Raw genomic sequence first — 13,068 nt, 5'->3', positions numbered from 1 at the left:
CGCCCGTCGCCCCGTCACCGCATGGTGGGAATGACAAAGCTCTGGTCCAGCACCACCCCGCCCTTGGGCCAGCGTTGGGTCACGGTCTTGGTCCGCGTATAAAAGCGCACGCCGTCCATGCCATACTGGTTGAGATCGCCAAAGCCCGAACGTTTCCAGCCGCCGAAGCTGTGATAGGCGACCGGCACCGGGATCGGCACGTTGATCCCGACCATACCCACCTCGACCTGGTCGGCGAACTCGCGGGCGGCGTCGCCGTTGCGGGTGAAGATCGCCACGCCGTTGCCGTACTGATGACGCGAGGCCAGGCCGATGCCTTCCGCCAGGCTCTCGGCCCGCACCATCTGCAGCACCGGGCCGAAGATCTCGTCCTGGTACGAACGGCTGGTCGGCTTGACGTGGTCGAACAGGGTCGGGCCGACGAAGAAGCCGTCCTCGTGGCCCTGCAGGGCGAACCCTCGGCCGTCGACCACCAGTTCCGCGCCCTCGTCGACGCCCATCTGGATGTAGCTTTCGATCCGCGCCTTGTGGGCGGCGCTGACGACAGGGCCGTAGTGGGCGTCCTGGTCGGTGCTGACGCCGACTCGGAGGCCGCCGATCGCGGCGACCAGCTTCTCGCGCAGGGCCACGGCGGTCTTCTCGCCCACCGGCACGACCACCGGCAGGGCCATGCAGCGTTCGCCGGCCGAGCCGTAGGCGGCGCCGATGATGTCGGCGGTCGCCTGGTCGAGGTCGGCGTCGGGCAGGACGATCCCGTGGTTCTTGGCCCCGCCCATGGCCTGGACGCGCTTGCCGTTGGCGCCGGCCCGCTGGAACACCGACTGGGCGATGTCCGAGCTGCCGACGAAGCTGACGGCCTTGATGTCTGGATGGTCGAGGATGGCTTCCACGCAGTCCTTGTCGCCGTGGACCACGTTGAGGATCCCCGGTGGGAGGCCGGCTTCCATCATCAGCTCGGCCAGGCGCACCGGCACGGAGGGATCGCGCTCGGAGGGCTTGAGGATGAAGGCGTTGCCGCAGGCGATGGCTGGGCCGAACATCCACATCGGGATCATGGCCGGGAAGTTGAAAGGCGTGATCCCCGCCACCACGCCCAGGGCTTGACGCATCGAGTAGACGTCGATGCCGGGCCCGGCGCCTTGCGTGTATTCGCCCTTTAGGAGGTGAGGAATTCCACAAGCGAACTCAACGACTTCCAGGCCTCGTTGAATGTCGCCTTTGGAGTCGGCGATGACCTTGCCGTGCTCGGATGACAGCAGCTCGGCCAGCTCGTCCATATGAACGTCCAGCAGGCGCTTGAACTCGAACATCACCCGCGCCCGGCGCTGCGGGTTGGTCGCGGCCCAGGCCGGCTGGGCGGCCTTGGCGTTGGCGATGGCGGCGTCCAGCTCCGACGCCGAAGCCAGGGCGACCCTGGCCTGCACCTTGCCGGTGTTGGGATCGAAGACGTCGCCGAAGCGGCCGGACGTGCCCTCGACGGCGCGGCCGCCGACGAAGTGGGGGATGCTGCGCATGCCGCGCTCCTTCTCGAATGGGTCGGGGATCACGCTTGCCGCATGATCCAGTCGTGGGCCGGGTCGTTGCGGAAGATCCACTTCCGGTGCGGGCCCGCCATGACGTTGAGATAGTAGAGGTCGTAGCCGTGCGGGGCGCCGACGGGATGGTAGCCGCGCGGCACCATCACCACGTCGCCGTCCTGCACGCAGACCGTCTCGTCCAGGCTGCGGTCGTCGGTGTAGACGCGCTGGAAGGCGAAGCCCTGCGGCGGGTTCAGCCGGTGGTAGTAGGTCTCCTCCAGCGCCGTCTCCTCGCCCTCGGCGGCGGTGTCGTGCTTGTGCGGCGGATAGCTGGACCAGTGGCCGCCGGGGGTGATCACCTCCACGACCAACAGGCCCTCGGCCGGCGCGGTTTCAGGCAGGATGTTGCGGACCAGGCGCGTGTTGGTTCCCTTGCCTCGTGTTTCACGCGGCATGTCGACCTCGGCGATCAGCCGCGCCCGCCCGCCCGGCTTGCCAGGCGCGGTGCAGAGCGCCAGCTCGACAGCGCTCGCGGCGGTCACGGCGTAGGTCGTAGCGGCCGGCACGTAGACGGCGCCCGGAGCCCTGTCCTCGAACACGCTGGTCCGGCCGCCGATGGCTCCGAACGACAAGTCCCCGGCGGTCACCTCGGCGGTCCCGCTCATCACGACGACGCAGGTTTCCCGCCCGGGCTCGGCGCCGTCAAAGGTCTCGCCGGCCGCCAGCTTGATCACCCGGAAGCCGACATGGGTCCAGCCGGCGCTCTGCGGCGTGATTTCAAGGACGGAGCCCGACGGGTCGGGGGCGTGGGGACGGACGAGAAGCTTGCTCATCACGCCGCCCTCAGTCCCGCCGCCGCCGCTTCCTTCTTCAGCGTCGCCAAGCCAATCTCGCCGTATTGGCGCGGATTGGCGACCGCGGGATCCTGCTCGGCCTCGACGATGATCCAGCCGGAATAGCCGATCTCGGCCAGGGCTTTCATCACGGCGGCATAGTCCAGCGAGCCGTCGCCGGGCACGGTGAACATGCCGGCCAGAACGCCCTCCAGGAAGCTGCCGCCGCCGTCCGCGACGACCTTGCGGAAGACCTCGCCGCGGATGTCCTTGCAATGCACATGGGCGACCCGCTCGGGGTGCGCGCGGATCACCGACACCGGATCCAGGCCGCCGAGGGCTGCGTGGCCGGTGTCGACGGTCAGGCCGACCGACGGACCGGTGTTGGCCAGGAAGGCTTCCAGGTCCTCGGGCCGTTCGACAACCGTGCCCAGGTGGTGGTGATAGGCGAACTTCAGGCCCTGATCCTGGATGTAGTCGGCCACCTGGGTCAGGCGCGCCCCGAATTCCTTCCAGCCCTCGGCGTCCAGGCGCGGGGTCGCCGACAGCGCCTTGGACTTGTCGCCATGGATGGCGTTGCTGGTCTCGGCATGGACGAAGACGGTGCAGCCCATGGCCTTCAGCAGATCGAGGTGCGGCTGCAGCGCCGCGATCTCGGCCTCGGCCGACTGCACCAGCAGGTTACCGCTATACCAGCCGCCGACCAGCTCCAGGCCATAGCGGTCCAGCAGCGGCTTCAGCACCGCCGGGTCGCGCGGGAAGACGCCGCCCAGCTCCACGCCCGTAAAGCCGATCGCCTGGCAGTCGGCCAGCACGCTCTCCAGCGGGGTGTCGCCGCCCAGCTCGGGCATGTCGTCGTTGATCCAGGCGATGGGGCTCACGCCGAAACGGATGGTCATGGGCGTCTAGTCTCCCGTACGCTGCTGCTTGATCTTGTCTTCGTAGTCGACCCGGGCGGCGTTGACGGTCGGGCGCACCGAGACTTCGGGCACCGCGACGTCCCACCAGGCGCCGCCCTGCGTGGTCGGCATCGGGTCGGTGTCGATGACCACGACATAGGTCCGGTCGCTGGCCTTGGCCCGCTGCAGGGCGGCCTCGAGTTCGGCCAGGCTGGCCACCTTCTCCGACCGCGCGCCCAGGCTCCTGGCATGGGCCGCGAAGTCGATGTCGGGCAGGCTCTGGTGAACCGTATCGGCCAGCAGGTTGTTGAACGGCGCGCCGCCGGTCGCCGCCTGCAGGCGGTTGATGCAGCCGAAGCCGCGATTGTCGAGCACGGTGACGATCAGCTTGGTCCCCAGCATCACCGAGGTGGCCAGTTCGGAATTGAGCATCAGATAGCTGCCGTCGCCGACCATCACGTGGACCTCGCGGTCCGGCGCGGCCATCTTCACGCCGACGGCGCCGGCGATCTCGTAGCCCATGCACGAGAAGCCGTATTCGACATGGTAGCCGCCTGGCGCGCGGGTCCGCCACAGCTTGTGCAGCTCGCCCGGAAGGCCGCCAGCGGCGCAGACCACAACGCTGTTTTCGGACGAGGCCCGCCACACCGCGCCCAGCACCTGGGCGTCGGTCGGCAGCGGCCGGTCGTCGGCCTTGGTCGCGTCGTCGAAGACGGCGTTCCAGCCACCCACGCCGCCGGTCGCCTTTTCGGTCCAGGCGGCCGGCGCGCGCCAGCCCACCAGCGCCTCGGACAGGGCCTCGACCACCGCCAGGGCGTCGCCGACCACGGCGGCCGCGCCGTGCTTGTGGACGTCGTGCGGCGCCACATTGACCTGGACCAACTTGCGCCCCTCCGCGCCGAACAGGGCGCGCGAGCCGGTGGTGAAGTCCTGCAGGCGCGTGCCGACGCCGATGACGAGGTCCGCTTCCTCCGCCGCCGCCACCGCCGCGGTCGTGCCGGTGACGCCGATGGCGCCCAGGTTCAGCGGATGGTCCCAGGCCAGGCTCCCTTTCCCGCCCTGCGTCTCGGCGACCGGCAGTCCGGCGCGGGAAACGAGATCGGCCAGGGCCGCCTCGGCCCGGGCGTAGAGCACCCCGCCCCCGGCCACGACCAGAGGCCGCTTGGCCGCCTTGATCAGCGATACGAGCTCGGCCAACTCGCGCGGATCGGGTCGCGGCGCGCGGATGCGCCAGACCCGCTTGGCGAAGAAGGCTTCCGGATAGTCGAACGCCTCGGCCTGAACGTCCTGGCAGAAGGCCAGGGTCGCGGGGCCGCAGGTCGCCGGGTCCAGCATGACGGCCAGGGCGCGCGGCAGGGCGTCGAGGATCTGTTCGGGCCGGGTGATGCGGTCGAAGTAGCGCGACACCGGCTTGAAACAGTCGTTGGCGCTGACCGTGCCGTCGCCGAAGTCCTCGATCTGCTGGAGCACAGGATCGGGCCGGCGGCTGGCGTAGACGTCGCCGGGCAGGAACAGCACCGGCAGGCGATTGACGTGCGCCAGCGCGGCGGCGGTGACCATGTTGGTCGCGCCGGGACCGATCGAGGTGGTGCAGACCATGGCCCGCTCGCGCCGGGACTGCTTGGCGAAGGCGATGGCCGCATGGGCCATGCCCTGCTCGTTGTGGGCGCGCCAGGTCGGCAGCACGTCGCGGACGCCGTGCAGCGCCTCGCCCAGGCCGGCGACGTTGCCGTGGCCGAAGATCGCCCAGACGCCCGCGAAATAAGGAACCTCGCCCTGCCCGGTCTCGACATGCTGCGCGCAGAGCCAGCGAACGGTCGCCTGAGCGGCGGTGAGACGAACTGTAGCCATGTTCAGGCCGCCTTCTCCGCGGCGCCGCGCAGGCGCCTCCACGCGTCGACCAGCACCTTGAACTTGCCGACCAGCGCCGTCACGGCCGCCTCGTCGTCGATCCGGTTGGCCAACCACTCGCGGGCGATATCGTAGAAGATGGTCCGGCCGACGGCGAAGCCTTTGACGATCGGAATCGGGGCGACGACTTCGAAAGACGCCAGAAGCTCGTTCTCGGGCGCCGACAGGCCCAGCAGCACCACACCGCGGCACAGGGGATCGTTCTCGGCGATGGCGGTCTCGATCTCGCGCCAGGCGGCGGGATCGGTCAGCGGCTCCAGCTTCCACCAGTCAGGCCGGATGCCCAGGCCGTAGAGCCGACGGACGCCGCGCGCCACCGTATGGCTGTCGCTAGGCATGCCGCCGGGAAGGATCAGCTCGACCAACAACTCGTGGCGCGTCTTGCGGCACGCGTCGAACAGGCGAAGCAACTGGCGCTCCTGGCGTTCGCGCAGTTCGATCTCATCGTCGGGATGGTAGAAGACCAGGCACTTGACGACCTGGCCCGCGGGCCATTCGACCAGTTCGGTCGCAACGTCGGCCGAGCTCTCGAACTCCAGCGGCCGTGACTTGGGCAGCTCGATGGGACGGGCGATCCAGTAGTCGTGGTCGGCGGCCTTGGCCAGGGCGTCGAAGCCGAAACGGCCGTCCAGCAGCATGCCGAATCGCGCCTCATCGCGGCCCGCCACCTGCTGCACCGCCCGCAGGGCCAGGGTCTTGAAGTGCGGAATACGCCCCGGATCGCCGCCGGTCTCGGCGATCAGGTCCAGGAACTGGCTGCGGTGGTCAACGGCCAGGACGGTCAGTTCGTCGTAAACCCGCTCGCGGGTCGTGGCCCAGTGGATATGCTCCAGCTCGATGTCCTCGCGCAGCCGGAACGGCCGCTGCCGATCGCTCAGGAAGGCCTGTAGCTCGACCCAGGTCGGCATGGCCGGAGTGCAGCCGTGTCGCGAGACGACGATGGCCCCGCAGGCGTTGCCCCACTCACAGCAGGTCTCGACGCTCTCACGACGCAGCCAGCCGCGCAGGAAGCCGGCCATGAAGGCGTCGCCCGCCCCCAGCACGTTGAACACCTCCACCTTGAAGCCCCGGGCGCTGACGCCCTCGTCCAGACTTTCGGGGATCGCGCCAGGGAAAGCCACGCAGCCGTCAGGACCGCGCTTGCAGACCAGCAAGGCGCCAGGAGCGCCTTTCCGGATCGCGCGCAGGGCCGCGACGGTGTCGGTCGAGCCGCCCAGGATGTGGATCTCTTCTTCCGTGCCGACGATCAGGTCGCACAGCGCCACGACCTCCTGCAGCTTGGCGGTGACCTGCTGGTTCTCGACGAACCGGTTCTCGCCGGCGTCCTTGCCGGTCAGGCCCCACAACACCGGGCGGTAGTCGATGTCGAAAGCCACCCGGCCGCCGGCGGCCTTGACGGCGCGCACGGCCTTCAGGCTGGCCTCGTAGACGTTCGGCTGCGACAGGTGCGTGCCGTTGATCAGCACCGCCCCGGCGCTGGCGAACCAGGCCTCGTCGACGTCCGACGGCTGCAGCGCCATGTCGGCGCAGTTCTCGCGGTAGAAGATCAGCGGAAAGTTCACCCGGTCGCGGATGCCCAGGATCACCAGGGCCGTCAGGCGGTCCGGGTCGGACAGCACGCCGGCGACGTCGACCCCCTCGCGCTGCAGCTGCTCGCGGATGAAACGGCCCATGTGGTCGGCGCCGACTCGGGTCAGCAGGCCCGTCTTCAACCCCAGGCGCGCCCCGCCGGCGGCGGTATTGGTCGGGCTGCCGCCCAGATACTTGGAGAAGGACGCCATGTCCTCCAACCGCCCGCCCACCTGCTGTCCGTAGAGGTCGACGCTGGATCGGCCCACGGCGATCAGGTCAAGGGTCTTTCCGTCCTGGGCCATGCGGTTCCACGTCACTCACGGGCCGGCTCCCTACCGGCGATATGAAACGCATATTCCAACATCAGAATACTCGCAATATCCATTTCATTCTTACTGGGAATGGAACGGACGGTTCAACCGGCGCCGGCCCTGGCCTTCTTCTTGCTGGCCGTGAAGGCGAAACCGATCACCAGGGCCTGGGCCAGGCAAATCGAAGCGGCGAGCGAGCGGAAGGTCCTCACCTCCGACTCGCGCACGTGCAGGACCAGGCTGGCCGGCTTGGCGATCGGGCTGACCAGGCTGTCGCTGATCGACAGGATCCTGGCCCCGCGCTGCCCGGCCATCTCGACGGCGTGCACGGTTTCTTCCGCATAAGGGTGGTAGCTGACCGCGATCAGCAGGTCCTTGGGACCGATGGTCTGAACCTGCTGCTTGGTCAGGCCGGCGACGCCGTCGATGAAGAGCGTACGCTTGTTCAACTGCTGCAGCGAATAGGCCAGGTACGAGGCCACGGGAAAGGAACGGCGGAAACCGACCACATAGACCGTCTCGGCCTTGTCGATCAGGGACACGGCCCGGGCCATGTCCGCTTCGCTGACCGTCTGGTTGAGGTTCTGCAGGGCCAGGGTGTTGCCCTCGACGAACTCGGACAGCACGTCGGCCCCGCCCTCGGGCTTCTTGGCGACCGCCTCGTTGAAGTGGCGCACGCGCTCGCCATAGCCAAGACCCGCGTGACCCGACAGCAGGCCGTCGCGGAACAGCCGCTGCATCTGGCTGGCGCCGGGATAGCCGAAGCTCTTGGCGAACCGGACGATCGCCGAGGGCTGCACGCCGCAGCGCTCGGAGATCACCGCCAGGGTTTCCAGCGCCATCTCGTTGGGCTCGTCCAGAACGTAGCGCGCGATCTGCTGCAGTCGCTTGCTGAGCGAGTCGTAGCGTTCGAGGATCGCCGCCCTCAGTTCATCGGCGCTGGCCGGCGCATTGGCGGCCATGATCTCTTCGGTCATCCGACCCCCGATACAATTCGTCCAACTTTAGAATATCCGTTCCGCACACAAACGCCAGAGCCTTGCTCGCGCCGAGCAAATTCCACTTTTGCTGTAGAGGGAATTTCCATTCCAAGTTACACGGGGTCGAAATTCCGGCCACGTCAGAGCCGGATGAGGGAGCAGTATGATCCAGGCGCTTTTGAACGGTAGTCCGAAGCGGATCGTTCCGTCCGCGCTTGCGCCAGCCTGGCCACGAGGCGCCGCCGCCACGTTCCCTTCCCGCCCTGCTTTCCTGAGACCATGAAGGTTCCCATGCACGATATCGCGATCCTGGGGGCGGGCCGCATCGGCCGCATCCACGCCAAGAACGTCGCCGGCCAGCCTGGCCTGCGGCTGAAATATGTGGTGGATCCGGTCGCTGCGGCCGCCGAAAGCCTCGCCGCCGAAACAGGCGCCAGCGTCGCCGACCTCGACACCGCCCTCAACGACGCGTCGGTGACCGGCGTGATCGTCGCCAGTTCGACCGACACCCACCTCGACTACGCCCTCAAGGCCATCGCGGCGGGCAAGGCGGTGTTCTGCGAGAAGCCGATCGACCAGGACCTGGCCCGCGCCCGTTCGGCGGCCGGCGCGCTGGGCGGCCAGGGCGTAAAGCTGTTCCTGGGCTTCAATCGCCGCTTCGACCCGAACTTCCAGGGCCTGAAGGCGCGGCTGTCGGCCGGCGTCGTCGGCGCCCTGGAAACCGTGCATATCACCAGCCACGACCCGGCCCCGCCTCCGGTCGCCTATGTCAAGGTGTCGGGCGGCCTGTTCAAGGACATGGCCATCCACGACTTCGACATGGCGCGCTGGCTGCTCGACGAGCCGGTGACCGAGGTCTACGCCGCCGCCAGTTGCCTGGTCGACCCGGCGATCGGGGAAGCTGGTGACGTCGACACCGCCAAGATCATCCTGCGCACCGCCTCGGGCAAGATCTGCGTGATCAGCAACAGCCGCCGCAGCGGCTACGGCTACGACCAGCGCATCGAGGCGTTCGGCTCCAAGGGCCTGGTCCGGGCCGACAACGTCATGGAGAGCACCGTTTCGGTCTGGGGCGAGGCCGGCGCGGCCACCGACGCGTTCCAGAACTTCTTCCTCGATCGCTACGCCGAGGCCTACCGCCGCGAAATGGCTCACTTCGCGCAGATCATCCGCGGCGAGGCCCTGCCGTCGGTGGGCTATGTCGACGGCGTCGAAGCCCTGGCCCTGGCCGAGGCGGCCGGCCAGTCGGCCAGGACAGGCCAGGTCGTAAGGCTGTAGCCTCGGCAGGGGGAAGAAGCGCCTTAGGGCGGCGTGACGGGGAGGCCGAACGCATGGCGCGACGGCCTCCTCAGAGCGAAATGAAACACAACTTCCCAGACATTCTTGACATGGAATTTATATTCCATTCTTGTGTCAAAGAAAAACCGGGCGATGCTCCACGCTCGATAAACATGCCATTAGAGAGTCGAGAAACGCCATGAACCGCACCCCGACATCGCGCCGGCGCTTCCTTGGCCTGGTGTCCGGACTGGGGCTGACGGCGGCGGCCGGCGGAGTGCTCGGCGGCTGCGCGCGCGGCGGCCAGGACGCTTCCGAAGTCGTGGTCAGCTTCAACGATCTTTCCCAGCCTTTCTTCGTGGCCATGCGCCGCGAACTCGAGGACGAGGCCGGCAAGCTGGGCGTCAAGGTCCAGGTGCTGGACGCCCAGAACAACTCCTCCAAGCAGATCGCCGACCTGGAGGCCGCCGCCGTGCAGGGGGCCAAGGTGGTGATCGTCGCCCCGACGGACTCCAAGGCGCTGGCGACGGCGGCCGACGAACTGGCCGAACAAGGCGTGGCGGTGATCTCGGTCGACCGCAACATCGTCGGCGCCAAGTCGCCCGTGCCCCATGTCGGGGCCGACAACGTCGCCGGCGGCCGCGCCATGGCCGACTGGGTGGTCAAGACCTATCCGGCGGGCGCGCGCGTGGTGGTGATCACCAACGACCCCGGCAGTTCCAGCTCGATCGAGCGCGTCAAGGGCGTGCACGAAGGCCTCGCGGCCGGTGGCGCGAACTTCAAGATCGTCGCCGAGCAGACCGCCAACTCCAAGCGCGACCAGGCCCTGACGGTCACCCAGAACGTGCTGACCTCGATGCACGATACGCCGCCTGACGTAATCCTGTGCCTGAACGACGACATGGCCATGGGCGCCCTGGAGGCGGTGCGCGCGGCCGGGTTCAGCCCGGACAAGATCAAGGTCCTGGGCTTCGACGCCATTCCCGAAGCCCTGGCCCGGATCAAGGCCGGCGAGATGGTCGCCTCGGTCGAGCAGAACCCGGGCAAGCAGATCCGCACGGCGCTTCGCGAAGCCGTGGCCAAGATCAAGACCGGCGCGGCGCCCAAGAGCGTCAGCCTGACTCCGGTGCTGATCACCAGCGCCAACCTTGCCGAGGCCTCGCGCATCTCGGAAGTGAAATAGCCCTGCGGCGGATGGTGTGATGACGCTTCTGGACGTCAGCCAGGTCAGCAAGAGCTTTCCCGGCGTGCGCGCCCTCGACCGGGTTCGGCTCGAGGTCGGGCGCGGCGAGGTTCACGCCCTGCTGGGCGAGAACGGCGCGGGCAAGTCGACCCTGATCAAGATCCTGTCGGCGGCCCATGCGGCCGACGAAGGCGTCGTGACGTTCGACGGCCAGCCCCTTGATCCGCGCGACACGCCTTTGCGTCGCCAGCAACTGGGCATCGCGACGATCTACCAGGAATTCAATCTGTTCCCCGAGCTCAGCGTCGCCGAGAACATGTATTTGGGCCGCGAGCCGAAGCGCCTGGGCCTGATCGACTGGCGAAGCCTGCGCGCCGATGCGGCCGTCCTGCTGGGCGAACTGGGCCTGCCGCTGGATCCCGACGCCACGGTCAGCCGCCTGACCGTGGCCGAACAGCAGATGGTCGAGATCGCCAAGGCGATGACGCTGAACGCCCGGCTGATCATCATGGACGAGCCGACCGCGGCCCTCAGCAGCCGCGAGGTCGCGCGCCTGCACGCGATCATCGCCGACCTCAAGGCGCGCGGCGTCAGCGTCATCTACGTCTCGCACCGCCTGGCCGAGGTGAAGGCCATGTGCGACCGCTATACGGTGATGCGCGACGGCCGCTATGTCGCCAGCGGCGACGTCGCCGATGTCGAGATCGACGACATGGTCCGCCAGATGGTGGGACGCTCCGTCGAGTTCGTCCGCCGGGTGCGCTCGGGTCCGCCTGGGCCCGTCGTCCTGAAGGTCGAGACCGTGACGCCCAAGCATCCGCGCCTGGCGGCGCCGGGCTATCTGAAGGATGTCTGCCTGGAGGTGCGCGCCGGCGAGATCGTCGGCCTGGCGGGCCTGGTCGGGGCCGGCCGCACGGACCTGGCCCGACTCATCTTCGGCGCCGACGCGATCGCCACCGGATCGATCCGGCTGGACGACAAGCCGCTGAAGTTGAAATCGCCCCGCGATGCGATCCGGGCCGGCGTCATGATGGTGCCCGAGGATCGCAAGCAGCAGGGCTGCTTCCTCGACCATTCCATTCGCCGCAATCTGAGCCTGCCCAGCCTCAAGCCGTTGAGCCGGCTGGGCCAGTGGATCGACGAGCGCGCCGAGCGCGACCTGGTCGAGACCTATCGCCAAAAGCTGCGGGTCAAGATGGCCAGCCAAGAGACCCCGATCGGCAAGCTGTCTGGCGGCAACCAGCAGAAGGTGCTTCTGGGCCGCTCGATGGCCCTGGCTCCGCGCGTGCTGATCGTCGATGAGCCCACGCGCGGCATCGACATCGGCGCCAAGGCCGAGGTTCACCAGGTGCTGTCCGACCTGGCCGCCCAGGGCGTCGCGATCCTCGTCATCTCCTCGGAACTGGCCGAGGTCATGGCCGTCAGCGACCGCATCGTCGTGTTCCGCGAGGGCGTGGTCGTCGCCGACCTCGACGGCGAGACCGCCACCGAAGAGGGCCTGATGGCCTACATGGCGACCGGCGTCGGCCGGGCTCCGCCGCCAGGAATGGAACACCGTCCCCAATGACCTCCACCCCGACGCTTTCCCCCGATCCGACGGCCGACCAGGCGACGTCCGCACCCCGCCGGTTCGATCCGCTGGCCTTCGCGCGCAAGCACCGGACGATCCTGTTCCTGCTGCTGCTGGTCGCGGTGTTCGGCGCGGTCAACGAGCGCTTCCTGACGATCCGCAACGCACTGAACATCCTCAGCGAGGTGTCGATCTACGGGATCATCGCCGTCGGCATGACCTATGTGATCCTGATCGGCGGCATCGACGTGGCGGTGGGCTCGCTGCTGGCCTTCGCCTCGCTCGCCGCGGCCTATGTGGTGACGACGCTCGTCGGCCCCTCCCCCGTCAGCTGGCTGATCGCCCTGGGCATTTCCACCCTGGTCGGCCTGGCCGGCGGCTACGTCCATGGCAAGGCGGTGACCTGGCTGCACGTGCCGGCCTTCATCGTCACCCTGGGCGGCATGACCGTATGGCGCGGCGCGACGCTGATCCTCAATGACGGCGGCCCGATCTCCGGCTTCGACGCCGCCTACCGCTGGTGGGGCACCGGCGACATCCTGTTCGTGCCGGTCCCGATCGCCGTCTTCGTGCTGGTCGCCGCCCTGGGCCACGTCGTGCTGCGCTACACGCGCTACGGCCGCCAGGTCTATGCGGTCGGCGGCAACGCCGAGGCCGCCCGGCTGTCGGGCGTCAATGTCGACTTCATCGTCACCAGCGTCTACGCCGTGATCGGCGCCTTGGCCGGCCTGTCGGGCTTCCTGCTGTCGGCCCGCCTGGGCTCGGCCGAGGCCGTGGCCGGGACGGGCTATGAACTGCGGGTCATCGCCTCGGTGGTGATCGGCGGGGCCAGCCTGACCGGCGGGTCCGGCGGCGTGGGCGGCACCCTCCTTGGCGCGCTGCTGATCGGCGTGCTGTCGAACGGCCTGGTGATCATGCACGTCAGCTCCTACTTTCAGCAGGTGGTGATCGGCCTGATCATTGTCGCGGCCGTGGCGTTCGATCACTACGCCCGCACCCACAAGGCCTGATCGC

The 13,068-nt window shown here is 68.4% G+C and carries 10 protein-coding genes; 4 read left to right on the top strand and 6 right to left on the bottom strand.

Annotated features, from left to right (window positions below):
- Positions 1-14: 14 nt before the first annotated feature.
- From ASD47_RS03870 to ASD47_RS03845, 6 genes are all read right to left on the bottom strand, one after another.
- A complete protein-coding gene (locus ASD47_RS03870) occupies positions 15-1,514 on the bottom strand; it encodes a CoA-acylating methylmalonate-semialdehyde dehydrogenase (protein WP_056751941.1) in 1,500 nt (499 codons plus the stop codon).
- Positions 1,515-1,543: 29 nt separating this feature from the next.
- Complete coding sequence (gene iolB, locus ASD47_RS03865; protein ID WP_162251617.1) at positions 1,544-2,353, bottom strand: 5-deoxy-glucuronate isomerase; 810 nt, start codon at positions 2,351-2,353, stop codon at positions 1,544-1,546.
- The gene (iolE, locus tag ASD47_RS03860) at positions 2,350-3,249 is read right to left on the bottom strand and encodes a myo-inosose-2 dehydratase (protein ID WP_056751935.1); all 900 of its coding nucleotides are present in this window, start codon (positions 3,247-3,249) and stop codon (positions 2,350-2,352) included. The genes iolB and iolE overlap by 4 nt, the downstream gene beginning before the upstream one ends.
- Before the next feature lie 6 nt (positions 3,250-3,255).
- Positions 3,256-5,100, bottom strand: a complete 1,845-nt coding sequence (iolD, locus tag ASD47_RS03855) for a 3D-(3,5/4)-trihydroxycyclohexane-1,2-dione acylhydrolase (decyclizing) (RefSeq protein ID WP_056752190.1) — start codon at positions 5,098-5,100, stop codon at positions 3,256-3,258.
- Between the two features lie 2 nt (positions 5,101-5,102).
- Positions 5,103-7,034: a 5-dehydro-2-deoxygluconokinase gene (iolC, locus tag ASD47_RS03850; RefSeq protein ID WP_056751933.1), complete on the bottom strand. Its 1,932-nt coding sequence runs from the start codon at positions 7,032-7,034 to the stop codon at positions 5,103-5,105.
- A gap of 113 nt (positions 7,035-7,147) precedes the next feature.
- On the bottom strand, positions 7,148-8,020 hold the full coding sequence (locus ASD47_RS03845; protein WP_056751930.1) for a MurR/RpiR family transcriptional regulator: 873 nt from the start codon (positions 8,018-8,020) through the stop codon (positions 7,148-7,150).
- 294 nt (positions 8,021-8,314) lie between these two features.
- Here ASD47_RS03845 and iolG point away from each other — a divergent pair, with 294 nt between their 5' ends.
- The 4 genes from iolG (at position 8,315) to ASD47_RS03825 (ending at position 13,064) form a co-directional block, all read left to right on the top strand.
- Positions 8,315-9,301 (top strand): inositol 2-dehydrogenase, encoded by a 987-nt coding sequence (iolG, locus tag ASD47_RS03840; RefSeq protein ID WP_056751927.1) that lies wholly within the window; start codon positions 8,315-8,317, stop codon positions 9,299-9,301.
- Between the two features lie 199 nt (positions 9,302-9,500).
- Positions 9,501-10,484, top strand: a complete 984-nt coding sequence (locus tag ASD47_RS03835) for a sugar ABC transporter substrate-binding protein (RefSeq protein ID WP_056751925.1) — start codon at positions 9,501-9,503, stop codon at positions 10,482-10,484.
- Positions 10,485-10,503: 19 nt separating this feature from the next.
- The gene (locus ASD47_RS03830; RefSeq protein WP_056751922.1) at positions 10,504-12,051 is read left to right on the top strand and encodes a sugar ABC transporter ATP-binding protein; all 1,548 of its coding nucleotides are present in this window, start codon (positions 10,504-10,506) and stop codon (positions 12,049-12,051) included.
- Positions 12,048-13,064: an ABC transporter permease gene (locus ASD47_RS03825; RefSeq protein WP_082564446.1), complete on the top strand. Its 1,017-nt coding sequence runs from the start codon at positions 12,048-12,050 to the stop codon at positions 13,062-13,064. Before ASD47_RS03830 ends, ASD47_RS03825 begins: the two co-directional genes overlap by 4 nt.
- The last annotated feature ends 4 nt before the right edge of the window (positions 13,065-13,068 follow it).

Origin of the sequence: Caulobacter sp. Root1472 (assembly GCF_001426985.1) — a bacterium.
Classification (GTDB): Bacteria; Pseudomonadota; Alphaproteobacteria; order Caulobacterales; family Caulobacteraceae; genus Caulobacter; species Caulobacter rhizosphaerae.
This window is presented reverse-complemented; position numbering and strand designations above follow the sequence as displayed.